The organism is Micromonospora taraxaci, from assembly GCF_007830095.1.
GTDB classification, from domain to species: Bacteria; Actinomycetota; Actinomycetes; order Mycobacteriales; family Micromonosporaceae; genus Micromonospora; species Micromonospora taraxaci.
The window spans coordinates 2,444,193-2,468,042 of sequence record NZ_VIWZ01000001.1; the positions used below are offsets into that span (position 1 = coordinate 2,444,193).

18 protein-coding genes are annotated in these 23,850 nt (G+C 70.5%); 6 read left to right on the forward strand and 12 right to left on the reverse strand.

Going from position 1 to position 23,850, the window contains the following annotated elements:
* Nucleotides 1–8: 8 nt before the first annotated feature.
* From ngcE to FHU34_RS11515, 3 genes are read left to right on the forward strand one after another with little or no spacing between them, the layout of a single operon-like run.
* Entirely contained in the window at nucleotides 9–1,421 is a 1,413-nt protein-coding gene (ngcE, locus tag FHU34_RS11505) for an N-acetylglucosamine/diacetylchitobiose ABC transporter substrate-binding protein (protein WP_145779944.1), read from the forward strand.
* Between the two features lie 32 nt (nucleotides 1,422–1,453).
* Nucleotides 1,454–2,395, forward strand: a complete 942-nt coding sequence (locus tag FHU34_RS11510; RefSeq protein ID WP_145779945.1) for a carbohydrate ABC transporter permease — start codon at nucleotides 1,454–1,456, stop codon at nucleotides 2,393–2,395.
* A 12-nt stretch (nucleotides 2,396–2,407) separates the two neighbouring features.
* Complete coding sequence (locus tag FHU34_RS11515; protein WP_145779946.1) at nucleotides 2,408–3,364, forward strand: carbohydrate ABC transporter permease; 957 nt, start codon at nucleotides 2,408–2,410, stop codon at nucleotides 3,362–3,364.
* Between the two features lie 46 nt (nucleotides 3,365–3,410).
* On the opposite strand, the gene FHU34_RS11520 is transcribed toward FHU34_RS11515, so the two are convergent.
* Entirely contained in the window at nucleotides 3,411–5,108 is a 1,698-nt protein-coding gene (locus tag FHU34_RS11520; RefSeq protein WP_244311929.1) for an ABC transporter ATP-binding protein, read from the reverse strand.
* A 50-nt stretch (nucleotides 5,109–5,158) separates the two neighbouring features.
* Nucleotides 5,159–6,889 carry an ABC transporter ATP-binding protein gene (locus tag FHU34_RS11525; protein WP_167524939.1) on the reverse strand — a complete coding sequence of 577 codons (1,731 nt, stop codon included), beginning with the start codon at nucleotides 6,887–6,889 and terminating at the stop codon, nucleotides 5,159–5,161.
* Nucleotides 6,890–7,051: 162 nt separating this feature from the next.
* On the opposite strand from FHU34_RS11525, the gene FHU34_RS11530 reads away from it, so the two are divergent.
* The 3 genes from FHU34_RS11530 (at nucleotide 7,052) to FHU34_RS11540 (ending at nucleotide 10,188) form a co-directional block, all read left to right on the forward strand.
* Nucleotides 7,052–8,719: a bifunctional 3'-5' exonuclease/DNA polymerase gene (locus tag FHU34_RS11530; protein WP_145785545.1), complete on the forward strand. Its 1,668-nt coding sequence runs from the start codon at nucleotides 7,052–7,054 to the stop codon at nucleotides 8,717–8,719.
* A gap of 287 nt (nucleotides 8,720–9,006) precedes the next feature.
* Entirely contained in the window at nucleotides 9,007–9,600 is a 594-nt protein-coding gene (locus FHU34_RS11535) for a nucleotidyltransferase family protein (protein WP_145779949.1), read from the forward strand.
* 108 nt (nucleotides 9,601–9,708) lie between these two features.
* Nucleotides 9,709–10,188: a hypothetical protein gene (locus FHU34_RS11540; protein ID WP_145779950.1), complete on the forward strand. Its 480-nt coding sequence runs from the start codon at nucleotides 9,709–9,711 to the stop codon at nucleotides 10,186–10,188.
* A 95-nt stretch (nucleotides 10,189–10,283) separates the two neighbouring features.
* Here FHU34_RS11540 and FHU34_RS11545 read toward each other — a convergent pair whose 3' ends face one another.
* From FHU34_RS11545 to FHU34_RS11590, 10 genes are all read right to left on the reverse strand, one after another.
* Nucleotides 10,284–11,687, reverse strand: a complete 1,404-nt coding sequence (locus FHU34_RS11545; RefSeq protein ID WP_145779951.1) for a GH1 family beta-glucosidase — start codon at nucleotides 11,685–11,687, stop codon at nucleotides 10,284–10,286.
* Nucleotides 11,684–13,915 carry an alpha-xylosidase gene (gene yicI, locus FHU34_RS11550; RefSeq protein WP_145779952.1) on the reverse strand — a complete coding sequence of 744 codons (2,232 nt, stop codon included), beginning with the start codon at nucleotides 13,913–13,915 and terminating at the stop codon, nucleotides 11,684–11,686. The genes FHU34_RS11545 and yicI overlap by 4 nt, the downstream gene beginning before the upstream one ends.
* Nucleotides 13,912–14,799, reverse strand: a complete 888-nt coding sequence (locus tag FHU34_RS11555) for a carbohydrate ABC transporter permease (protein WP_145779953.1) — start codon at nucleotides 14,797–14,799, stop codon at nucleotides 13,912–13,914. The genes yicI and FHU34_RS11555 overlap by 4 nt, the downstream gene beginning before the upstream one ends.
* A gap of 1 nt (nucleotide 14,800) precedes the next feature.
* Entirely contained in the window at nucleotides 14,801–15,769 is a 969-nt protein-coding gene (locus FHU34_RS11560) for a carbohydrate ABC transporter permease (RefSeq protein ID WP_145779954.1), read from the reverse strand.
* Between the two features lie 67 nt (nucleotides 15,770–15,836).
* A complete protein-coding gene (locus FHU34_RS11565) occupies nucleotides 15,837–17,141 on the reverse strand; it encodes an ABC transporter substrate-binding protein (protein WP_145779955.1) in 1,305 nt (434 codons plus the stop codon).
* A 76-nt stretch (nucleotides 17,142–17,217) separates the two neighbouring features.
* Nucleotides 17,218–18,276: a LacI family DNA-binding transcriptional regulator gene (locus FHU34_RS11570; protein ID WP_244311931.1), complete on the reverse strand. Its 1,059-nt coding sequence runs from the start codon at nucleotides 18,274–18,276 to the stop codon at nucleotides 17,218–17,220.
* Between the two features lie 229 nt (nucleotides 18,277–18,505).
* Entirely contained in the window at nucleotides 18,506–19,414 is a 909-nt protein-coding gene (locus FHU34_RS11575) for an amidohydrolase family protein (RefSeq protein WP_145779957.1), read from the reverse strand.
* Nucleotides 19,411–20,220 carry a metal-dependent hydrolase gene (locus FHU34_RS11580; RefSeq protein ID WP_145779958.1) on the reverse strand — a complete coding sequence of 270 codons (810 nt, stop codon included), beginning with the start codon at nucleotides 20,218–20,220 and terminating at the stop codon, nucleotides 19,411–19,413. The genes FHU34_RS11575 and FHU34_RS11580 overlap by 4 nt, the downstream gene beginning before the upstream one ends.
* Before the next feature lie 103 nt (nucleotides 20,221–20,323).
* Complete coding sequence (locus FHU34_RS11585; RefSeq protein WP_145779959.1) at nucleotides 20,324–21,961, reverse strand: serine/threonine-protein kinase; 1,638 nt, start codon at nucleotides 21,959–21,961, stop codon at nucleotides 20,324–20,326.
* A gap of 119 nt (nucleotides 21,962–22,080) precedes the next feature.
* On the reverse strand, nucleotides 22,081–23,799 hold the full coding sequence (locus tag FHU34_RS11590; protein WP_244311616.1) for a serine/threonine-protein kinase: 1,719 nt from the start codon (nucleotides 23,797–23,799) through the stop codon (nucleotides 22,081–22,083).
* Nucleotides 23,800–23,850 lie beyond the last annotated feature (51 nt).

Sequence of the window (23,850 nt, forward strand, 5' to 3'; positions counted from 1 at the left end):
AGTCAAAGATGTCGGATTCCCCCGAGAACATCGGTGACCTGAGCCGTCGGACCCTGCTGCAGCGCGCCGCGGCGGCTGGTCTGCTCGCCGTTCCGGCGGCGGGCATGTTGAGTGCCTGTGCCGGCAGCGAGCCGTCCAAGTCCGAAGACAGCGGTGCCGCGAAGAGCAAGGACAACCCGTTCGGCGTCAAGGACGGCAGCGCCGTCAAGGTGGTCGTCTTCAACGGCGGTCTGGGCGACCAGTGGGCCAAGGAGGACAAGGTCCTCTTCAACGCCAAGCACCCGAACATCACCGTCAACATGAGCTCCACCCAGAAGATCAAGACCGAAGAACAGCCGAAGATGGCGACCCAGCCGAGTGACCTGGTGATGAACTCGGGTGCGGACATCATGGACCGCAGCACGCTGATCAACGAGGGTGCGATCGAGCCGCTCGACGACCTGCTCACCGCCCCGGCCTGGGACGGCGAGGGCACGGTGGCCGACACGCTGCTGCCGGGCACGGTCACCGACGGCACCCAGAACGGCAAGTTCTACGTCGTGAACGTGGCCTTCACGGTCTGGGGCAACTGGTACAACGGTGCGCTGTTCAAGCGCGAAGGTTGGCAGGCGCCGACCACCTGGGACGACTTCTTCGCCCTCGCGCCGAAGATCAAGGCCAAGGGCATGGCGCCGTACGTGCACGACGCCACGCACGGCTATTACCCGCGCTGGGCGCTGATGGCCAGCATCTGGAAGGCCGTTGGTAAGCAGCCGATCATCGACATCGACAACCTCAAGGACAACGCCTGGAAGGCCGACGGCATCGTCGCGGCGCTGGAGCCGTGGGAGAAGCTGGTCAAGGACAAGCTGCTCCTGCCGGGCAAGCTCGACCACACCCAGTCGCAGCAGGCCTGGCTCGACGGCAAGGCCGCCTTCATCCAGGTCGGCACGTGGCTCAAGAACGAGATGGCCGCGACCATCCCGCCGGGCTTCGAGATGACCCTGTCGGACTACTGGACCAAGCCGGGCGACAAGGCCGCCAAGGACGTGTTCGCCGGTTCCGGCGAGGGCTTCGTGGTGCCGAGCAAGGCGCCCAACAAGGCGGCCGCGAAGGAGTTCCTGCGGGCCATCCTCTCCAAGGCCGGCTCGGCGAAGTTCGCGGAGCTGACCAAGTCGCTCGCCTCGACCAAGGGCTCCGGCGACAACGTGCAGGATTCGGCGCTCGCCTCGGCGAACACGCTGATGAAGAACGCCACGTCGGACCTCATCTCGGTCAAGATCTGGGACTTCTACGCCGACCTGGACAAGGAGAGCCAGAACCTGTCCGAGGAGCTGATGGCGGGGCGTCTCACCGCGCAGCAGTTTGTCGACAAGATGCAGGCGGCCGCGGACAAGGTCGCGAAGGACTCCTCGATCAAGAAGCAGACCCGTACCGCCTGACAGGCCCTGATCAGCTAGAGAAGTGAGTGACCATGCGGCACGGTGTTGCGCGTTTCGTCACGGGTTTCCTGGCCTTGCCGCTTGCGCTGTACCTCTTCTACGTGGTGTGGCCCTTCGTGCAGGCGGCGGGATACTCGTTGACCGACTGGGGTGGTTACTCGGACACCCAGAACTTCGTCGGTCTGGACAACTACGTCCGGCTGCTGTCGGATGAGTTGATCAGGAAGGCCTTCTGGCACAACGTCTTCTTCCTGATCACCGTGCCGCTGTTCACCATCGCGCTGGCCCTGTTCCTCGCGTTCCTGCTCAATGTGGGTGGACGTGAGGACAGGGCCGGCATCCGAGGGGTGTTCGGCTCCGGGATCTACAAGATTATTTTCTTCTTCCCGCAGGTGCTGTCGCTGGTGGTCATCGCCGTCATGTGGCAGCAGATCTACCGCAGCGACGGTCAGGGCCTGATCAACGGCCTGATGATCAAGCTTGGTCTGGTCGACGCGGACAACCCGATCGCCTTCACCGCCGACCCGGAGCCCTTCCTCGGCGTGCCGGCGGTGCTCTGGTGGCTGTTGCTGATCGCGGTCTGGAGCGGGGCCGGCTTCTACATGGTGCTCTTCTCGGCGGCGATGCAGTCCATCCCGAAGGACATCTACGAGGCGGCCCTCCTGGACGGGGCCAGCCGGTTCCACACCTTCTTCAAGATCACGCTGCCCCTGCTGCGTGACACCGTCTCGGTCGCCTGGGTCTACCTGGGCTTCATCGCGCTGGACATGTACGCCCTGGTCTTCGTCATGACGCCCAGCCAGGGCGGCCCGAACCACGCCAGTGAGATCTTCGCGTCGGTGCTCAACTTCACCGCGTTCCAGAAGGGCCAGTTCGGTTACGCCTGCGCGATGGGTGTCGCCCTGGCGATCTTCACGATCCTGCTCGCCGCGGCGCAGCTCAGGATCACCCGTCGCGACCGTATCGAGTACTGAGGAGGCTGGACGATGAGCACGGCGACTCACGATGGTCTGACCCGGCCTGACCAGAACCCGAACACCGCACCCGAGGGTGGGAAGGGCGGCAAGTCCGCCTCGGAGGGGCTCGGCGGCAAGTTCTTCAACGGCTTCTCCCACATCTTCCTGCTGGTCTGGGCCGTGATGGTGATCTACCCGCTGCTGTGGGTGGTGATGTCGGCGCTGAAGACCGACTCGGAGGTCATCCGCCAGCCCCTGTCCCTGATTCCCGCCAAGCTCAACTGGGACAACTTCAGCCGGGCCTGGGGCGCGGGGCACCTCGGGTCGTTCTTCCTCAACACCGTGCTGGTGCTGGCCGGCAGTGTCACCCTGACCATGCTGCTGGGCTCGATGGCCGCGTACGCGTTGGCCCGCTACGAGTTCCGGGGCAACCGGCTGATCTACTACGTGTTCCTCTCCGGTCTGACCCTGCCGGTCTACCTGGCCGCGGTACCGCTGTTCAAGGGCGTCTACAACACGAGCGTCCACCTGCCGCTGCTCGGCCCGAACAAGCACCTCATGCTGATCCTGGTGTACGTGGCGTGGTCGCTGTCGTTCACCGTCTTCTTCATGCACTCGTTCTTCCGGACGCTGCCCAACACCATCGCCGAGGCGGCCATGGTCGACGGCGCGTCGCACAGCCGGCTCTTCTTCAGCGTCATGCTGCCGATGTCCAAGCCCGGTCTGATCAGCATCGGCATCTTCAACGTGCTGGGTCAGTGGAACCAGTGGTACCTGCCGACCCTGCTCATGCAGTCGGTCGCCGGGGAGCCGAAGAACCAGGTGATCGCCCAGGGCCTGATCGAACTCTCGGTCAACCAGGGCTACAAGTCCGACTGGTCCGGTCTGTTCGCCGGGGTGACCATGGCGATGCTCCCGGTGCTCGTGGTCTACATCATCTTCCAGCGGCAGGTGCAGTCCGGCCTCACCGCGGGGGTCGGCAAGTAACCACCCGGACGAGAAAGGGGTCCCTCGCCTGCGAGGGGCCCCTTCGTCATCTCCGGTGCTCGTCGGACGGTGTGTGCCAGGAGCGCCACAGGTCGGCGTACGCCCCGCCGGCCACGACCAGGTCGTCGTGGCTGCCGATCTCGGTGATCCGGCCGTCCGCCAGCACTGCCACCCGGTCGGCGTCGTGCGCGGTGTTGAGCCGGTGCGCGATCGCGATGACTGTCCGCCCGACCAGCACGGCGGCCAGAGCCCGCTCGGTACGACGCGCCGTGGTCGGATCGAGCGCGGCGGTCGCCTCGTCGAGGATCAACGTGTGCGGGTCGGCCAGCACCAGCCGAGCCAGCGCGAGCTGCTGGGCCTCCGCCGCGCCGAGCTGGCGGCCACCGTCGCCGAGCGTGGCGTCCAGACCCTCCGGCAACTCCGCGAACCAGTCGGCGCCCACGGTGCCGAGCGCGGCCCGCATCTGCTCGTCGGAGGCGTCCGGCGCGGCGAACGACAGATTGTCGCGTACCGAGCCGATGAAGACGTGGTGCTCCTGGGTGACCAGGGCGATCCGGCGGCGACGCTCGGCCGGGTCGAGGTCGGTGACCGGGCAGCCACCGATGCTGACGACGCCCTGCCGGGGCGCGTCGATCCCGGCCAGCAGCCGGGCCAGTGTGGACTTGCCGGCGCCCGACGGACCCACGACGGCCAGCCGCTCACCGGGCTGCACCTCCAGGTCGATGCCGTGCAGCACGTCCGCTCCGCCGGAGTAGGAGAACCGCGCACCGCGGACGACGAGCCGCTCGCCCCGCGACGTGGCCGTCCGGCCCGGCGGCTCCGCCGGGACCAGGCCGACGCCGAGCACCCGGGCGTACGATGCGAAGCCCCGCTGTGCCTGCTCCGTCCACTGCAACAGCCGGTCCAACGGATCGATCGCCTGTTGCAGATAGAGCGCGGCGGCGACCACCGCGCCGAGCGACACCATGTCCCGGGAGAGCAGGTAGCCGCCGACGAGCAGCACCAGGGCGACCGGCAGCGGGTAGCTGGCCTCGACGATCGAGAAGAACACCGTACGCAGCGCGAGGGTGGCCCGCCGGGCCCGCCACACGCGGGTGATCCGGTCGGTGCCGTGCCGGACCCGGTCGTCGGTCAGCCGCAGCGCCTCCACCGTGCGGGCGCCCTCGGCGGTGGTCGTGAGCGTCTCGGTCAACTCGGCCGCCGCCGCGCCCTCGGTGAGGTACGCGGAGCTGGCCCGCCGCAGGTACCAGCGGGTCACCGCCACGATCGTCGGGAGCCCGGCCAACGCCGCGAGCCCGAGCAGCGGATGCAGCAGGAAGACCGCACCGAACAGCAACGTCAACTGCACCGAGGCGATGACGATGGTGGGCACCACGTCCCGGACCGTCGTCCCGACCGTCGCCACGTCGACCGAGCTGCGGGTGGCCAGATCACCGGAGCCGGCGCGCTCGACGACCGAGACCGGCAGCCCGAGAGTCCGGGAGACGAACTCCTCGCGCAGCTCCGCGACGGCGCGCTCACCGAAACGGTGACCGGCGTACTGCGCGTACCGGGAAAGCAGCGCGCTGACCACGACGCAGCCGGCGATGGCCAGCGCCAGCCGGTCCACGGTGGCCACGCCCGCGCCGGCGGTGACCCGGTCGACGATGGTGCCCAGCAGCCACGGCGGGGCGAGCCCGGCGACCGCGGCGGCGCTGTGCAGCGCCAGCACGACCCCTACCGCGCGCCGGTGCCGGCCGATCATGTCGCGCAACGCCCGGCGTACGGTGACTCGGTCGGCCACCGGCAGCCGGCTCACCGGTACGCCTCCTCGGTGTCGGCGGGCTCGGGCTCGTCGCTGCCCCGGGCCACCAGGTGCCGGTAGTCGGCGTCGGAGTCGAGCAGGTCGGTGTGGCTGCCGGTGGCGGTGATCCGGCCGCCGCTCAGGTGCGCGACCAGGTCGGCCCGGCCGAGCAGCAGCGGTGACGTGGCGATCAGCACTGTCGTCCGCCCGGCCCGCGCGACCCGCAACCGCTCGGCGATCCGCGCCTCGGTGTGCGCGTCCACCGCCGACGTCGGGTCGACGAGGATCAGCACCTCCGGCTCGGCGAGGAGGGCGCGCGCGAGGCGGACCCGTTGGCGTTGACCGCCGGAGAGGGTCCGGGCCCGGGAGTCGATCGGGGTGTCCAGCCCGGCCGGCAGGGCATCGACCACGTCCTCGGCCGAGGCCGTCCGCACTGCCGCGTCGACAGGGTCGTCACCGTCGGCGGCCCCGCCGCGCAAGATGTCGCGCAGTGTCCCGGCGAAGAGGTACGAGTCGTGGTCGGCGACCAGGACCCGGGAGCGGACCTCGTCCAGGGCGACCCCGGCCAGCGGCACGCCACCCCAGGTGGTGTCGCTGACCACGTACCGGCCGAGGCGGTCGGCCAGTGCCACGGCCGCCGCCGGGTCGTCGGCCGCCACCCCGGTCAGCCGGCCGGCGCGTACGGTCAGCCCGGTCACCGGGTCGTACAGGTCGGCGGGGCCGGCCGGTGCCGCCAGGGCTTCCGGCTGGCGTGCCTCGGGCACCGGGCCCGACCACCGGCGACCCGGGCCGCCGACGTCGTCCGAGGTCACGTTGAGCAGGCCGATGATCCGTCGGGCGGCGACCCGCCCCCGGATCAGCTGGTGACTGCCCTCCAGCAGGAACCAGACCGGCACGATCAGTGTCGCCACGTAGCCGTAGACGGCGACCAGTTCCCCGATCGTGACGTCACCCGTCACCGCCATCCGAGCCGTCAGCCACACCACCGCTGCCAGGAACAGCCCGGGGATGGCCACCGTCGCCGCGTCGATCCAGCTGATGACAGCGCCCACCCGGTAGCCCTCGGCGCGCAGCTCCTGGGATCGGGCCGCGTATCGGCTGGCGAACAGGCCCCGACCTCCCACCCCGGCGAGCACCCGCAGCCCGGCCACGATGTCACCGGACCGGGCGGTGAGCGCGCCCTGCTGCCGCCGGTAGATCGACTCCGCCCGTTCGAGGCGGCGCAGCAGCGGCCCGACGACCAGCCCGACCGCCGGCACCCCCACCAGCACGCACAGCGCGAGCATCGGGGAGATCGACCAGAGCACCACGGCGATGACCCCGTAGGCGACGACTGCTCCGACGCCCGGCCCGGTCAGCGTCAGCACCTGTGCCGTCCAGTCGATGTCGGACCCGCCGATGGTGGACACCTCGCCGGAGGCGACCCGGCGGGGCAGCACCGAGCCGATCCGGGACAGGTGGCGCAGCAGCACCTCGGCGGAACGGGCCTTGGCGTCCTCCCGGATGAAGGTCATCGTGCGGTGCCGCATGATGCCCAGGAATGAGAGAACCACCCCCGCGACGACGATGGCCGCGACCCAGAACGCCAGCGCCCGGGTGTCGCGGGCGCGGAGACCGTCGTCGACGGCGCGGGCGATCAGGTAGGGCCGGGCCGACAGCCCGATCATCCAGGCCGTGCCGAGCAGACTGCCGCGCAGCACCCGCCAGGGTTGGCGGCGGGTGAGCCACCACAGGTATCGCATCGGACCGCGGGTGTCCGGAGTGCCTGGATCGGGATGCGGGATCTGCGGAGGCACCAGGTCACGCTACCGACAGGGCCCGACACCCCACCGACCCGAAACGGGTGAGGTGCGCCTCCGTTCCTGTCGCAGGGGAGAGGCAGAATCGCGTTCGTGCTGGTAGCGATGGTCTCCGACGAGCGGGGTGGGGGAGTGCTGTGCCCACTGGATTCCGCCGGTCGGCCGGTCGGCCCGACCGAGGTCGTCACCGACCTGGCCGCCGCCGTCAGCGCCCGCGAGGCTGCCGACCACCCACGCTGGGTCTGGCCCGGCTCCGCGTCGGTCTACCCGGCGTTGCTGCGCGCCGGCGTCCGGGTCGACAGGTGTCACGACGTGGAGTTGACCGAGGCGTTGCTGCTGGGGCACGCGGGCCGCTGGGGTGAGCCCCGCTCGCTGGCCGCCGCGTGGGCCCGGCTGACCGGTGCGGTGGTGCCGCCCGACCCGCCGCCGCGCACCGCCGCGCCACCCGGGCACGGGCAGGGCGCGCTCTTCGACACGATGCCCGGCCCGCCGGGCCCGGGCATCGAGGCACTGACCAAGGTGTACGCCGACCAGCTCGCCCGAATCGCCACCACCGAGCATCCCGGTCGGTTCCGGCTGCTGGTGGCCGCCGAGTCCGCCGGCGCGTTGATCGCTGTGGAGATGGGGTTCGCCGGGCTGCCCTGGCGGGCCGACGTGCACGACGAGATCCTGCACGAGCTGCTGGGTGAGCCGTCTCCGGTGGGTGGCCCGCCACGTCGTCTCGCCGAGTTGGCCGCCCGGATCGCCGACGCGCTCGGCGTACGCCACCTGCACGCCGACTCCCCGGCGGAGCTGCTGAAGGCGTTCGCCCGGGCCGGGGTGGAGCTGCCCAACACCCGAGCCTGGGTGTTGCGCGGCGTCGACCATCCGGCGGTGCCGCTGGTGCTGGAATACAAGGAGCTCTACCGGATCTGGACGGCGCACGGCTGGGCCTGGCGTGAGCAGTGGGTGCAGGGCGGCCGATTCCAACCGGAGTACGTGCCGGGTGGCGTCGTCTCCGGCCGGTGGGCCACCCGGGGTGGTGGCGCGCTGCAGATCCCGAAGGTGATCCGACGGGCGGTGGTGGCCGATCCGGGCTGGCGACTGGTGGTCGCCGACGCCGGCCAGTTGGAGCCTCGGGTGCTCGCCGCGGTGTCCGGCGACGACCGGTTGGCAGCGGCGGGTGGTGCCGGCGACCTCTACGCCGCGTTGGCCCGGGACTCGTTCGGCGGCGACCGGCCCCGCGCCAAGGTGGCGCTGCTGGGTGCCATGTACGGGCAGACCGGCGGTGCCGCGGTGCCCGCCCTGGCGGTGCTGAAGCGCAGTTACCCGACCGCGTTCGGCTACGTCGAGGCGGCGGCCCGCACCGGCGAGACGGGTGGGCTGGTGCGGTCGTGGCTCGGGCGGACGTGCCCGCCCGGCTCGGCCGGCTTCGGCGATCTCGACGACGCGTCCTCCGATCCGGAAGGGGCGGCCGATCCGCAGAGTCCGCGGGCTCGCGCGGCACGGTCCCGGGGTCGTTTCACCCGCAACTTCGTCATCCAGGCCACCGCCGCCGAGTGGGCCTCCACGTTGCTGGCCACGCTGCGGACGGAGTTGACCGGCACCGATGCCGAGTTGGTCTTCTTCCAGCACGACGAGGTGATGGTGCACGCTCCCGCCGAGCAGGCGGCGGCGGTCGCCGAGGCTGTCACGCGGTCCGGCGAGCGGGCCTCCGCGCTGCTCTTCGGTGCGACGCCGGTGCGGTTTCCGCTGGACCTGTCAGTTGTCGACTGCTACGCCGACGCCACCTGACCGACGGCGCTGACCCGCCCGCGATCGACGCGTGTCGGGATCGCCCGTGCGCCACTTCGGCGATGTGGTGGTATCCCGCCGCCCGCATACCGCCACATCGGCGACCTGGAGTCGATCGAACCGCCCGCCCACCGTCGCGGGTGCTCCAATGTGTAACGGTTGTGCTATTTCTCCTTTTCGCCCCGCCACCCTCCGCTGGCCGTCCTCGTTGCAGTGTCCGTAGGAAGGGGCGGATCGGTAACGGTCGTCCCGTGCCAGAGGGGGCGCAGCTGAACCGGATCGCAGGAATGATCATCGCAGCGGGCGGGGGACGACGGATCGGTGGTCCCGAGGCGCTGCTGCGCCAGGGGGACAAGCCCCTGGTCAACCAGATGATCGACACGATGACCGAGGCGGGCTGCGAGCAGATCGTGGTCGTGCTGGGCGCCGCCGCGGAGCAGGTCCAGGAGGCCGCCGACCTGGACAAGGCCACCGTTGTGATCAACAAGGCGTGGGGCACCGGGGTCGGCTCGTCCATCCGGGCCGGCCTGGCCGCCATGGGTGACGAGGGGATCGAGGCGGTGGTGGTGGTCCCGGTCGACATGCCGGGTCTGACCGCCACGGCGGTCAGCCGGGTGGCCGCGTTGCCGTACCCGGACGTGCTGGTCTGCGCCACCTACGACGGGTTGCGCGGGTACCCGATGCTCTTCGGTCGCCGGCACTGGCCCGGCATCGCCACGTTGGCCAGCGCCGACGTCGGCGCGCGGCCGTACCTGCTGGCGCACAAGGACCAGATCGTCGACATCGCCTGCGACTCGGTGGCCGACGGCAGCCGGGTCGACACGCCGGAGCTGATGGAGCTCTACGGGCTCACCGTTCCGCCGCAGCGCGTGGGCGTCTGAGCGGATCCGAGAGGGCGAGGCGGGGACGGGGCAACCCAGAAGCGTGACCTCACGTAGCCTCCGACCGTGGACAGCCGCGCCGCTGTCGGAATCGGGAGGGCGGACCCCATGGTTGTTCGTATCGCTCGCCACCTGGCGGGGATGGCGGCCGCCTGGCTGACCTTCGTGGCCCAGTCGGTAGTGGGCTATTTCGGTCTGCTGGTGTTCGCGGTCGTCACCGGGTCCGGTCTGGGCGGTCCGCTGGCCGGGCCGATGCTCGCGCTGGCAGCGGCGGTGGCCGGCGTGGCCCTGCTTCCCCTGCTCTTCCTGCCGGCTGTGGCGTTCGGGCAGGCAGTCGGCCGGCGGCGGGGGACCGGCCGGGTGGTGGCGCTGTCCACGATCGTCGCTGTCGTCCTGGCCATCGGGTACGCAGTGGTCGGTGCCGTCCTCACGGAGGTGCCCGCCGGTTACGTGCCAGTGGTGGCGGGCGTCGCCGCGCTCCTCGTTCTCGCCCCGGTCGTCCTGTACGCGCTCACCGCGGAAGGGGTCGGTTGGATGGCCCGGCGGTGGCGCGCCCCTGCGGTCGGGCTGGCACCAGAGGTGGGCTGACCGTCGATCGGTCACGCCCCGCAGCCGAAGTGCCCGGGCGTCGAGGAGGGCCGGAGTTGCTCGCCCGCTGGGCAGACGAGCAACTCCGGTGACCGTCAGGCGTCCGGCAGCTGGCCGGTTGCGGCGAGGCGCTGGTACCAGTGGGCGCTGTCCTTCCAGGTGCGTACCTGGGTGTCGTAGTCGACCCGGATGATGCCGAAGCGGCGGTCGTAGCCGTAGCCCCACTCGAAGTTGTCCAGCAGCGACCAGACGAAGTAGCCCCGGACGTCAGCGCCTTCCGCGCGAGCGTCGGCCACCGCGCCGATGTGCCGACGCAGGTAGTCGATCCGCCGGTCGTCGTGGATCCGGCCGTCGGCCGACACCTCGTCGTCGAACGCCGCGCCGTTCTCGGTGATCATCATCGGCTGGTTCGGGTATTCGCGCTGCAGGCGCAGCAGCAGCTCGGTCAGCGCCGGCGGGTCGATGTTCCACCCCATCGCCGTGTACGGGCCGGGCTGCGGCAGGAAGTCGACGTTGTCCGCGGCGACCCACGGCGTCGAGGTCGACGCGCCGTGCCCGTCGGCGTCGGAGCGGGCAGACACCCCGTCCCACGCCCGGACCAGGGTGCTCGAGTAGTAGTTGACCCCGAGCACGTCCAGCGGCACCGCGATCTGCTTCTCGTCACCGTCACGGACGAACGACCAGTCGGTGACGGCCGCGGTGTCGGCCAGCAGGTCTGCCGGGTACGCCCCGTCGAGCATCGGGCCGAGGAACGCCCGGTTGGCCAACGCGTCGATCCGGCGCACCGCGTCCTGGTCCGCTTCCGACTCGGACGCCCCCCGGATGACGTGCAGGTTCAGCGTCACCGACAGCTCGGCGGCCGGGGCCAGCTCCCGGATCACCCGCCCGGCCAGGCCGTGCGCGAGGTTCAGGTGGTGCACCGCGGCCAGCGCCGCCGCCGGCTCGGTCCGGCCGGGCGCGTGCACGCCCGAGGCGTAGCCCAGGTACGCCGAGCACCAGGGCTCGTTGAGCGTCGTCCAGGTGTGCACCCGGTCGCCCAGCGCGCCGACGATGCCCGCTGCGTACTCCTGGAAGCGCAGCGCGGTCTCCCGCGCCGCCCAGCCGCCGGCGTCCTCCAACTCCTGCGGCAGGTCCCAGTGGTACATCGTCGCCACCGGGCGGACGCCACGTTCCAGCAGCCCGTCCACCAGCCGGGAGTAGAAGTCGATGCCGGCCTGGTTGAACCGGCCCGAGCCGCCGGGCTGCACCCGCGGCCACGCGATGGAGAACCGGTACGCGTCGAGCCCGAGGTCGGCGATGTGCCCGAGGTCGTCGGCCCACCGGTGGTAGTGGTCGGCGGCCACGTCGCCGGTGTCGCCGTTCAGCGTCCGACCCGGTGTGTGGCTGTAGGTGTCCCAGATCGACGGCCCGCGCCCGTCTTCGTTGGCCGCGCCCTCGATCTGGTACGCCGCCGTCGCCGATCCCCAGACGAAGCTCTCCGGGAAGTGGTGTTGCGTCATCGTTCAGTCCCCTGGATCTCGCAGATGTAGCCCGTCGAGGTACCGGCGACCAGTGCGGCACTGGCCGTCCCGTCCTCGTAGCGCACGTCGAACTCGGCGCCCGGCCCGTGCCCGGGTGACGGTACCCGTACCCGGGTCCGTTGCCCCTCGCCCGGTGCGTACAGCCGTAGCCGCACATCGTCTGCCCACTCGTAGTCCGGTCGGTCGTCGCGTGCGCCGAACGGGATGACCGCGCCGGGCCGGGCCAGCACGGGAAGGCTGTCGAACGCGTGCTTCTCGGTGACCCACGCCGGGCCGATGACCTGCGCCCCGCTGACCAGGTGCGTCCAGGTGCCGGCGGGCACGTAGTAGGTGACGTCGCCGTCGGCGCTGAACACCGGGGCGACCAGCACGTCGGGGCCGAGCATGTACTGCCGGTCCAGGTACGCGGTGGCCGGGTCGTCCGGGAACTCCACGAACATCGGCCGCATCATCGGCGTACCGTCGCGGTGCGCCTCCTGCGCGGCGGCCGCCAGGTACGGCATCAGGCGGAGCTTGAGCTGGGTGAAGTGCCGCAGCACGTCGACGGCCTCGTCGTCGAACGCCCACGGCACCCGGTACGACCCGGAGCCGTGCAGCCGGGAGTGCGAGGAGAGTAACCCGAAGGCAACCCACCGCTTGAACACCACCGGGTCGGGGGTGCCCTCGAAGCCGCCGATGTCGTGGCTCCAGTAACCGAAACCGGACGACGCCAGGGACAGCCCTCCGCGCAGCGACTCGGCCATCGCGGAGAACGTCGACTCGCAGTCACCGCCCCAGTGCACCGGGAACTGCTGCCCGCCGGTCGTGGCCGAGCGGGCGAACAGCACCGCCTCGCCCTTGCCGCGCTCCGCCTCCAACAGCTCGAAGACCGCCCTGTTGTAGAGGTAGGAGTAGTAGTTGTGCATCCGCTGCGGGTCCGAACCGTCGTGCCACACCACATCGGTCGGGATGCGCTCGCCGAAGTCGGTCTTGAAGCAGTCCACGCCCATGTCGAGCAGCACCTTGAGCTTGCCGGTGAACCAGCGGACCGCGTCCGGGTTGGTGAAGTCGACGAGCGCCATGCCGGCCTGCCACTTGTCCCACTGCCAGACCGAGCCGTCGGGCCTGCGCACCAGGTAACCGGCCTGCCGCCCCTCCTCGAAGAGGTACGAGCGCTGGGCGATGTACGGGTTGATCCACACGCAGACCTTGAGGTCGCGCTCGCGCAGCCGGCGCAGCATCCCCTCCGGGTCGGGGAAGGTCGCCGGATCCCAGACGAAGTCGACCCAGTGGAACTGGCGCATCCAGAAGCAGTCGAAGTGGAACACCGACAGCGGCAGCCCACGTTCGGCCATCCCGTCGACGAACTCGGTGACTGTCTTCTCGTCGTACGAGGTGGTGAAGGAGGTGGACAGCCACAACCCGTACGACCAGGCGGGGATGCGGGCCGGGCGGCCGGTGAGCGCCGTGTAGCGACGCAGCACGTCCTTCGGGTTGGGCCCGTCGATGACGTAGTAGGTGAGCGACTGCCCTTCGACGCTGAACTGGGTCTGCGTGACGACCTCGGAGCCGACCTCGAACGACACGTGCTCCGGGTGGTCCACGAACACCCCGTAGCCGGCGCTGCTCAGGTAGAACGGCACGTTCTTGTACGCCTGCTCGCTGGCGGTGCCGCCGTCGGCGTTCCAGATGTCGACGGTCTGCCCGTTTTTCACGAACGGACCGAAGCGCTCGCCCAACCCGTACACCGTCTCGCCGACACCCAGCGCGAGCCGCTCGTGCACGTGCGGCCGGCCCTCGGCGTCGGTGACGAGGCCGATGCTGCGCTCGGTGGACGCGGTGAGCAGCCGGTCGCCGTGCCGGAAGTCGACCCGCCACCCGTCGACGAGCGCGACCCGCGCGGTCAGCTCACCGGTGGTCAGCGTCGCGCTGAGCCCGGTGACGTCAACGGCCACCGGGTGCGTGTCGCCGGTGCTCAGCCCGAAGTGCGGTTCGCGGGGCAGCCCGCCGGTGTGGTGGGCGATGGTCACCCCGATGACGCCGGGGGCGGGGGAGAAGAAGCGGACGGTGACCAGAGGCCGGTTGAGGGTGCCGCCGCGTCCGGTGATCCGACCGGTCGGTGCGAAGACGGTGAAACCGCGCTGGTCCGGCTCGACCGACTCCACGGTGCCGGGGCGCAGGACACTGACACCGGGGCGCAGTTGCCAGTACCCGTCGGTGAACTTCACTTCTCGGCTCCTGCCGTGATGCCGCGCGCCAGGGTGCGCTGGAAGATGAGGAAGAAGAGGATGGCCGGCACCAGGCTGATCAGCGCGCCGGCGTTGGTGGTCGGAGCGTCCATCAGCCGGTCGCCCTGGAGCGAGGCGAGCGCGACCGGGATGGTCTGCGTCTGGTTGTCGATGAGCATGACCAGCGGGATGAGGAACTCGTTCCAGGTCCAGATGAAGAAGAAGATGAGCAGCACCGCGAGGGTGGGCCGCAGGTTGGGGAAGACCACCCGCCACAGCACCGTCCACTTGCCGGCGCCGTCCAGCGCGGCGGCCTCCAGCAGCGAGCGCGGGAACGTGCCCAGCACCGAGGCGAGCAGGTACGTGCCGAACGCGCTCTGGATGACGGTGAAGATGATGATCACGGCGAGTCGGGTGTTGTAGAGCCCGACCTCCTTGGCCACGTAGTACAGCGGGTAGATCAGCGCCTCCTGCGGCAGCATGTTGGCCAGCAGGAAGAGACCGACGATCCAGAGCCGGCCACGGACCCGGCCGACACCCAGGGCGTACGCGTTGAGCAGCGACACGGCCACGCCGAGCACCGCCACGGAGCCGGCGATGAGCGCCGAGTTCCAGAGCTTGAGCGGGAAGTCGACAGCGTTCCAGTACGTCCGTAGGCCCTTGGTGTAGAACTCCGTCGGCCAGCTCAGCGGCCCGCCCGACGAGTAGTCACCGGGCGACTTGAATGCGTTGAGCAGCATGAACGCGAACGGCACCAGCATGACCAGCGCGCCGAGCGTGACCACTGCGAGCACCACCCAACGACTCAGGCCGCGGTGGTGCCGGTCGCGGACGGGCCGGGCCTGCTTCGTCGGCGCGGGGATCGGTGTGAGCGTGACGGCCATGTCAGAACCCCCGGTCCCGGCGCTCGCTGCGAGCCTGCATCCAGATGAAGAGCACTGCCACCACAACGATGATCAGCGTCAGTACCGTGGAGATCGCCGAGCCGTAGCCGACCTGGAGCTTCTTGAAGAACGTGTAGTACGCGAAGTAGGACGGAACGTTCGTGGCGTTCTCCGGGCCGCCCCGGGTCAGGGCGAAGATCGGCCCGAACACCTTCAGCGCGGCGATGGTGCAGGTCAGCGCCACCACGAAGGTTTCCGGCCGGATCTGCGGGAGGGTGATGGCCCGGAACCGGTGGAGCCAGTTCGCGCCGTCGACCTCGGCCGCCTCGTACAACTCGGGGTCGACCCGTTGCAGCGCCGCCATGAAGACGACCACCGGGTAGCCGATCTGCACCCAGATCATCACCGCCATCACGGCCGGTAGGGCCGTGTCGGGGTCGCCCAGCCAGTCATGGCGTAACGCGCCGAGACCCACCGCGTCGAGCAGGCTGTTGAACGCGCCGTCCGGGCGGAGGATCCAACCCCAGACGATGCCGGCCACCACGACGGGCAGCACCTGCGGCAGGTAGAACGCGGCCCGCAGCGCGGCGGCGGTGCGGGGCTTGAACCGGCGGCCGATGACGTCGAAGAGCACAGCGGCGAGGAGCAGCCCGAGCACTGTGGGCACCACCACCATCGCGACGATCATCGCGACGGTGTTGCGGAACGACGCCCAGAACACGTCGTCCTGGAGCAGTTGCCGGTAGTTGTCCAGGCCGACCCATCGGGGGTCGCCGACGCCGGACCACTTGGTCAACGACAGGTAGCCGGTGCCGACCAGTGGTGCGCCGATGACCAGGACGAAGAGCGTCGCCCCGGGGAGCAGGTAGAGCCAGTACGCCGCGTTGCGTCCGCGTCGTCTGCGGCTGGGCGCGGGCGGGGTGGGCGTCGCGGCCGGTGGTGTGGCGGCGACGGTCTCGGAGACTGCCATGGAAGATCCTTCCCGGCGGGGCGGGCGGGCGCGTCGGTGGTGCCGGTCGCGCCCGCCGCTCGCCGTGTCACTTGCCGGTGATCTCCTTGACGCCATCGGCGTACGGCTTGGCGATCGTGTCGAGAACCTGGTCGGGCGACTTGGAGCCGTTGATCAGGCCCTGGAAGCCGGAGACCAGCACGTCGTAGTAGCCGGGGACCGGCCAGTCCGGGTAGAAGGCGAGCCCATCCTGCTTGCTGACCGTGTTGAAGTCCTCGATCAGCTTGCGGTCCTTCGGGTCGGTGATCTTCGAGGCGTCAGCGGCGACCGGGACACCACCGTTGTTGCCGATCAGGTCCTGGATCTCCGGACGCAGGGTGATGTCGATGAAGTCGTACGCCAGGCTCTTGGCCTTGCTGTTCTCCGGGACGACCCAGATGTTGCCGGAGGAGCCGGCCTGCAGGGTGTTGCCGGGGAAGAGGAAGGTGTCCCAGTTGGCCTTCATCTCGGTCTTGAAGCGGCCGTACCACCAGCTACCCGAGACGATCATCGGAACCTTGCCGGCGATGAAGGCGGTGCCCATGTCCTCGGCCTTGAGGCTGGCCGAGTCCTTGGCGACGTATCCCCTCTTCACCCACTCGGCGAAGGTCTCCGCGCCGTACCTCAGCGGGTCGGCCTTGAAGTCGACAGGGTTCTTGTAGAGCTGGTAGTTGTCCACGAACTGCCGGTCGCCCTTGGCGAGGGCGAGCTGGTAGAAGAGCTGCCCGGCCGGGTACTCGGCGCCGGCCATGCCCAGCGGGGTGACGCCCTTGCCGACGAAGGTGTCCATCGCCGCGGTCATCTCGGCCATGCTGGTCGGCACCGCGACGCCGTTGCTCTGGAACAGGTCCTTGTTGTAGTAGACGGTGACGTACTCGCCGTAGTTCGGCACACCGAACCACTTGCCCGAACCCATTACGCCCTTGTCGCTGTAGCGGGCGGTGGTCTGGAGGCTGGGGCTGAGCTTGCCGGCCCAGCCGTGCTTGTCGGCCTCGGCGCTCAGGTCCGTGAGCAGCCCCTGCGAGGAGAGCAGACCGGCGGTCGCGTTGCCCTTGTTGTACTCCATGATGTCCGGGCCTTCGGACGAGTTGATGATCATGCCAGCGTTCTGCTGGATCTGCTCGAACGCCTTGCGCTCGAAGCGCACCTCGACACCCGGATGTTCGGACTTGAAGATCTCGATCGCCCGGTCCCAGCCGACCCCCATCGCGCTGTTCTCGCTCTCGTAGTGCCAGAGCTTGAGGACCTTGGCGTCACTGTCGTCCGCGTTGTCACCACCACCGCACGCGGCCACGGTGGTCGTCGCGGTCGCCGCCAGGGCGAGCGCGGCGACGAGCCGGTGGAATCGCTGCATTAGCATCCTCCTCGTTGAGTATCTAGCCGGTACTTCACGAGGCCCGTCGTCGCGTTGCAGCGCGGCGGCGGGCCGTTTACTGATCAGCCCTCACGGGTCGGCGGCTTCGTGGAGGGGCGGTCGACCCCCGGACCTCCAACGCGCACGGCAGCAGTTGCTGGTGACGCTCGACGGCGGAGCCGTCCGGATGGCGCTCGGCGGCAGGGCCGTCCAGGTGGCGTACCAGCGCCTCGATCGCGATCCGACCGAGCGCCGACCCCGGTGACGTCATCGCGGTCAGCGCGGGGGTGGCCAGTTCGGCGACCTGCGGCGAGGTGACCATCGAGACGACCGAGACGTCGCCCGGCACCGACAGGCCACGGCCGGTCAGCTCACCGAGGATGCCGAAGATCGCGGTCTCGTTCATGGCCAGCACGGCGGTCAGCTCCGGTGCCTGCGCGAACGCGGCGGCCAGCGCGGCCCGCCCGCCGGCCGCGCTGTCCTCGGCCGCGATCATCACCGGGTCGAGGCCGTGCCCGGTCATCGCCGCCACAAAGGCATCCCGGGTACGCAACGCGGGCCCGTAGCCACTGGCGAGCGTGGCAGCAGAGTGGTTGACGTAGACGATCCGCCGGTGCCCCAGGCCGACCAGGTGTGCGACCGCCTCCCGCACCGTCTGGTCGAAGTCGATGTCGACGTAGGAGAGGGTGCTGGTGTCGGCGGTACGGCCGATCAACACCAGCGGCACACCGGTCTCCTGAAGCACTGTGACGCGCTCGTCGGCCAGCTGGACCTCCATCAGCACGACACCGTCGAGCATCCGCTGACTGGCCAGCCGGCGCAGGTCTTCGAGATCGCCGCCGCCGACCGGCGAGAGCACCAGGTGGTAGCCGGCCGAGCTGGCCGCGGCGGCGGCGCCGGTGACGAAAGCGGTCTCGGTGGCACCGAGCCCGCGCTCGTCCATCGGCATCAGCAGGCCCAGGATGCGGCTGCGTCGGCTGGCCAGACCGCGGGCCATCGCGTTGGGCTGGTAGTCGAGCTCCGCCATCGCGGCGAGCACCTTGTTGCGGGTGGCCTGCGAGATCGGCCGGGTGCCGGTGAGCACGTACGAGACGGTGCTGACCGAGACCTGCGCGAGGCGGGCGACGTCGTGCATGGTGGCCACCCGAGCACCTCCTCCGGCCAGGCGTGGGATCGCTCCCGCAGCGGTGTCGAAGCGTTTCGACTAAGCGGTTCGACAGGACGCTAGGCCACCCGTTACGAGGACGTCAATAGGAGATGTCGAAAAGCTTTCGGACCGCCAGGGCGCGGCCGCAGGCAGGGCGCCGCAGGCAGCAACATCGGGGTTGTTGCGCGGATCTTCCTCGCCTGTCGCCCGGCGCGGGTCAGGTCAGGTCGAAGAGGGTGGCGGCGTTGTCCCAGCAGACCGCGCGCAGCCAGTCGTCGCCCAGGTCCATTCGCGCCAGGCCGGTCAGTTGGTCGGCGTACGGGTAGGGGATGTTGGGGAAGTCGCTGCCCAGCAGCACCTTGCCGGCCAGCCCCAACTCGCGCAACCGGGGCCGTTCGTCGGCGGGGAAGGGAACGACCTGCTCGAAGAACGGGGTGAAGACCATCGTGGTGTCCAACCGAACCCGCTCGTACGTCTCGGCGAGGTCCAGGAAGGCCCGGTAGTCCGGGGCACCGAGGTGTGCGACCACCGCGTTCAGCCGGGGGTGGCGGGCGAGCAGCGCGGCGAACGGGTCCGGGCCGGTGTGCGCAGTCCCCACCGGAGCGTGGCCGGCGTGCACCACGACCGGCACGCCCGCGTCGGACAGCGTCCCCCACACCTGGTCCAGTGCGGGGTCGGTGGGCGAGAAGTTGCCGACCTGCAGGTGCACCTTGAACAGTCGGGCTCCGGCGGTCAGTGCCGCCTCCACGTACGCGGGGGCGTCCGGTTCGGGGAAGAAGGTGGCCGAGGGGAGACAGCCCGGGGTGGTCCGGGCGAAGTCCAACGTCCACCGGTTCAGGTCTGCCGCCATGGACGGCCGGTGCGCGTACGCCAACGCGCTGAAGGCCCGCACCCCCAGGCGGTGCAGGTGCGCGACCCGCTCGGCGTCGCTCCACCGGTAGCGGATCGGCCAATCGGTGCCGACCAGCGGCCCGGCCGCGTCGAAGTACTCCCAGATGCGGCGTAACAGGCGCGGCGGCAGGAAGTGCACGTGCACGTCGGCGAGACCGGGCAGGCCGAGCGCGCCCCAAAACTCGGGCACGCGCGCGTCCTCGGCCGGTGGCAGCTGCGCTGCCGGGTCGGTCATATCTCGATGTCGAACCGGCTCAGCACCGACGGCGCGATCAGGCCGAGGGTCGCGAGCGCCGAGATGACGGTCAGTGCGATGCGCATCCCGACGACCTCGGCCTTGCTGCCGACCCGCAGGGCGATCTTGTTTGGCAGACCGATCATCATCCACATGCGCCGCTTGATCGGGATAGGCCAGAGGATCGGCACCCCGGCCCGGGTGATCATGTCGCCGAGGATGTGCACGAAGCAGCCCACCCCCAGCGCCGTACCGATCAGCGGATAACCGCGACCACCGGGGAGGTTGGCGAAGGTGAACCAGGCAGCCCCGGCGGAGGCGAGGGTGATGATGACCCAGCCGGCGCGTTCCGCCCACTCGTCGAACAGCCCGCGCAGCGCGAGGCCGAACATGAAGAACAGGATGGTGATGACGGCCCACTTGCCGTACGCGGCGCAGAGCGCCGTGGTGCCCCAGCCGACCAGCACTGTGAACGGCAGCGTGTGGGTCAGCGTGCGGTGCCCGTTGTTGCGGCGGGGGTCCCTGCTGAGCTTCGTGGCGTAGTAGACCCCGAGCGAGATCTTCTCCATCACCTCGGCGGCGAAGAGTGAGAAGACCCCGAAGGTACGGGCCACGGTGGCCCCACCCTGGTTCTTGGTCACCTTGCCCGACATGTCGAGATCGGGAAAGAGAGCGCCACCGGCGCACACCGCCGTGCCCACCGCCAACGCAAGCGGCGACTGGTGGTAGTCGGCGAACTGCTCCAACGCCCAGGACCCGGCCAACCACACCGCCGCGCCGGACAGCGCGTGCTGCGGACCCATCATCTCGGCTCACCCTCCCCAGGGATCTTGAGCGCCCAAAACTACGCCACTGTAGTCAGCGGGGGCGTCGCAGGGGCATCACCCGGAAGGTCCACATCGGACGTTGTCAGAGGGCGGGGGTGAAGCTCTGCCGGATCATCGGCAAGTATGCCGCGTTGACCTGCCAGTCGAACTCTTTTGTCAACCACGAGACGGTGTAGGAACGTTCGCCCGAGGTGTTGGCCAGCAACCGAAAGCTGTGCACCTGCTCGCCTGCGGCGTTCTCCCAGCCGCACTCCCACACGGCGCCGCCCTCGAAGATGTCCATCGCGGAAATGTCCACCTTGCGGTAGGCGGGCAGCAGCGCGTCGCCGGTGGTGAGTCGCGCCTCCTCGGCCTTCCAGTACGCCACCGGGTCGGCCCGCGCCGGCCCCGACTCGACACTGAGCACCCGAGCCCCGCCGGATTCCCGGAAGCAGGTCACCGACCCCTCCGTCCAGCGCGCCCAGCCGATCGGTGCGGCGATCCGGAAGCCGGTCGGGTCGTCGTGCCAGGTCCAGCCTTCGCGCAGCCGGTACCGGGCCTCGGCGGGCGGCGCGACCGACGCCACCGGAGTCGAGGTGGGCGGCGGCGGAGGTGGTGTGGAGCAGGCGAAGGCGGCCGGTCGGGTGGTCGACACACCCCCGCCGGAGCCGGACGGTGGTGTCCGTTCGTCGTGGCGGTTGACCAGGGCAACCGCGACGCCTCCGGCGACGAGCAGAGCCGTGGCGGCGCCCCCCAGGGCGAGCAGGTGCCGCCGCGATCGGCGGGGACGACTCGTCGGCTCGGTCGCCGACATCGTCGGGGGGTCGAGGTATCCGGCCACGTCCACCGGGGCGGGAGCGTGGGCACGACCCGCGCTGCGTACCGCCGCCACCGCCGAGGACAGTGGCGGACCCGTGGGCTCGTCGACCTGCGCCGCCGCGTGGTGCAGCAGGGATTCCGCCTCCGCCGCGGTCAGCCGCCGCCACGGGTCGCGCTGGAGGAGGCCGACGAGGACGGGACGCAGCGCTCCGGCCCGTCGCATCGGGTCCGGTGGCTCGGTGGCCAGCGCGCTGAGCGTCGCCATCGCGCTCGACCGAGCGTACGGTGACTGCCCCTCGACCGTCGCGTAGAGCGTCGCGCCCAGCGACCACAGGTCGGTGCGCTGATCCGACACCCCTTCGCGGGCCCGCTCGGGGGCGACGAACTGCGGTGAGCCGAGCACCGTGCCCGGCCCGGTCATCGCCCCCTCGCCGCCGTCGAAGGTGGCCAGCCCGAAGTCGGTGAGCACCACCCGACCGTCGTCGGCCACCAGCACGTTGTGCGGTTTCACGTCGCGGTGCAGCACCCCGGCGGCGTGGGCGGCCCGCAGCGCGGCGAGCACCGCCAGCCCGATCCGGGCGGTGCGCTGCGGGCTCAGGGGCCCTTCGGCGCTGATGATCTGCTGTACCGACCGGGACGGCACGTACTCCATCACGATCCAGGGGCTTTCCCGGTCGTGCACGACGTCGTAGATGCGGACCACGTTGGGGTGGTTGAGCCGAGCCGCGGTACGGGCCTCCCGCAGGGTCCGCAGCCGTAACTCCTCGCGTTCGGATTCGGCCAGCCAGGACGGCGGCACGATCTCCTTCACCGCCACGTCGCGATGCAGCATCTCGTCCCGCGCAAGCCACACCCGGCCCATTCCGCCGGTGCCGACCAGGTCGAGCAGCCGGTACCGACCCGCGATCAGCAACTGCTGCACGGTCGCTCCCCCTCGGTCACCCCGAGTTACACGATAGCCACCGTGGCGGCATTTCTCATCCGCTGAGCGGCCTCGATCCACGCCGGACAGTAGTCCGGATCATGACCATACGGCGCAGGTCAGGGGGGTGGTCGGAAACTATTTCGGACGTGTTCCCAGTCGGCTGCGGCCCCGGACCAGTCCTCGTCGTGGACGATCCAGCCGAGCGTCCAGCGGCTACCTCCGATCACCTGTTGCCGAGCGTGCAGCCACTGACTGCCGAACGGAGCCTTCCAGCGGCACTCCCACTCCGCCCCGTCCTCGGTCGCGGCGAGCCGGATCTCCTCGTACTGCGGAAGTGCCCCGGCTGAGATGGCCGCGTCGCGGGTCGCGCGCAGCCGGGCCAACGGGTCGGCGGTGCTGCCCCCGTCGACGCTGAAGGCCCGGCCGGTCGCCGGATCCTGGAAGCAGGTCACCCCGTCGTCGCGGGAGTGGTACCAGGTCGCCGGCACGGAGACCCGGAAGCCACTGCTGTCGGCGTGCCAGATCCAACCGGGCGGAGGCCGGAACCGTTCGCCAGAGGTCGGGGTGCCGGCCCGTACCGGCGTACCGACGACATGCGGGCGGACACACGCGAACGGTGGCGGAGGGACGTCCCGCCCACCGGGCGGCGGGCCGGGCCGGTCGGGGCCGGGGCCGCCCGGGTCGCCACCGTCGGGTGGACCGTTCTGCGGCTGCTGGGAGGACCAGCCCCCGGTGTCGCCGGGCTCGTCGTCGGTGAGGGCCAGCGTGGCGCCGACGCCGGCCGCGGCGGCCACCAGCAGCGCTACGGCGACCGACGCCAGCCGACGGGTGGTACGCCCTCGACCCGCCCGCCCCGGTGCCGGCGCGGTGGTGGTCGGTTCGCTCGGGCGGTGATTCGGGTCGGGCAGCGGAACGGTGGGGTCCTGCTCGTCGCCGCCCTGGACGACGGCGGGCACCGCCACCAGGCCCGGTGTGGAGGCCGGCCGGTCCGGCACCGGCGGTCTTTCGGACACCGGCGGTGGTTCGGGGCGGTCGGTCGCCGCCGCGGTGAGCAGCCGGCGGGCCGCGTCGTGGTCGAGGCGGTCGCGCGGGTCGCGGCGCAGTAACCCGTCGAGCACCGGCGCGAGCTGCCCGGCGTGCGGAGCCGGGTCCGGAGGTCCGGCGGCCAGTGCGCTCAGGGTGGCCATTGCGGTGCTGCGGGCGTACGGGGAGCGACCCTCCACCGCGGCGTGCAGGGTCGCCCCGAGTGACCACAGGTCGGCGGCGACCGTGGACACCCCCTCGGCGGCTCGCTCGGGGGCGACGTACTGCGGGGAGCCGAAGACCATGCCGGGGCGGGTCATCACGCCGTCGCCGCCGTCGAACGTGGCCAACCCGAAGTCGGTGAGCATCACCCGCCCGTCGTGTGCCACGAGCACGTTCTGCGGTTTGATGTCGCGGTGCAGCACCCCTGCGGTGTGCGCGGCGTGCAGCGCGTCGAGCACCGCCAGGCCGATCCGTGCCGCCCGCGCCGGCTTCAACGGGCCCTCGGCGTCGAGCACGTCCTGCAAGGTGCGCGACGGGACGTACTCCATCACGATCCACGGGCTGCCCTCGACCGGGATGACGTCGTAGAGCCGGACCACGGCGGGATGGTTGAGCCGGGCCGCGGCGCGTGCCTCCCGCAGGGTGCGCGAGCGCAGCTCGTCCCGTTCGTGGTCGGCCAGCCAACTCGGGGGGACGATTTCCTTGACCGCGACCTCACGGTGCAGCATCTCGTCGTGGGCGCGCCACACCCGACCCATACCCCCACGGCCGACCAGGTCGAGCAGCCGGTACCGACCAGCGATCAGCACCTGCGCACGCTCCTCCTCAACCGCTGTCCGGGCTACACCCTAACCAGCGGA

What these genes read in the sequence shown, in the direction of transcription:
- ngcE (WP_145779944.1), top strand. Translation starts at nt 9, where the DNA reads ATGTCGGATTCCCCCGAGAACATCGGTGACCTGAGCCGTCGGACCCTG.
- FHU34_RS11510 (WP_145779945.1), top strand. Translation starts at nt 1,454, where the DNA reads ATGCGGCACGGTGTTGCGCGTTTCGTCACGGGTTTCCTGGCCTTGCCG.
- FHU34_RS11515 (WP_145779946.1), top strand. Translation starts at nt 2,408, where the DNA reads ATGAGCACGGCGACTCACGATGGTCTGACCCGGCCTGACCAGAACCCG.
- FHU34_RS11520 (WP_244311929.1), bottom strand. Translation starts at nt 5,108, where the DNA reads ATGATCGGCCGGCACCGGCGCGCGGTAGGGGTCGTGCTGGCGCTGCAC.
- FHU34_RS11525 (WP_167524939.1), bottom strand. Translation starts at nt 6,889, where the DNA reads ATGCGATACCTGTGGTGGCTCACCCGCCGCCAACCCTGGCGGGTGCTG.
- FHU34_RS11530 (WP_145785545.1), top strand. Translation starts at nt 7,052, where the DNA reads ATGGTCTCCGACGAGCGGGGTGGGGGAGTGCTGTGCCCACTGGATTCC.
- FHU34_RS11535 (WP_145779949.1), top strand. Translation starts at nt 9,007, where the DNA reads ATGATCATCGCAGCGGGCGGGGGACGACGGATCGGTGGTCCCGAGGCG.
- FHU34_RS11540 (WP_145779950.1), top strand. Translation starts at nt 9,709, where the DNA reads ATGGTTGTTCGTATCGCTCGCCACCTGGCGGGGATGGCGGCCGCCTGG.
- FHU34_RS11545 (WP_145779951.1), bottom strand. Translation starts at nt 11,687, where the DNA reads ATGACGCAACACCACTTCCCGGAGAGCTTCGTCTGGGGATCGGCGACG.
- FHU34_RS11555 (WP_145779953.1), bottom strand. Translation starts at nt 14,799, where the DNA reads ATGGCCGTCACGCTCACACCGATCCCCGCGCCGACGAAGCAGGCCCGG.
- FHU34_RS11560 (WP_145779954.1), bottom strand. Translation starts at nt 15,769, where the DNA reads ATGGCAGTCTCCGAGACCGTCGCCGCCACACCACCGGCCGCGACGCCC.
- FHU34_RS11565 (WP_145779955.1), bottom strand. Translation starts at nt 17,141, where the DNA reads ATGCAGCGATTCCACCGGCTCGTCGCCGCGCTCGCCCTGGCGGCGACC.
- FHU34_RS11570 (WP_244311931.1), bottom strand. Translation starts at nt 18,276, where the DNA reads ATGCACGACGTCGCCCGCCTCGCGCAGGTCTCGGTCAGCACCGTCTCG.
- FHU34_RS11575 (WP_145779957.1), bottom strand. Translation starts at nt 19,414, where the DNA reads ATGACCGACCCGGCAGCGCAGCTGCCACCGGCCGAGGACGCGCGCGTG.
- FHU34_RS11580 (WP_145779958.1), bottom strand. Translation starts at nt 20,220, where the DNA reads ATGATGGGTCCGCAGCACGCGCTGTCCGGCGCGGCGGTGTGGTTGGCC.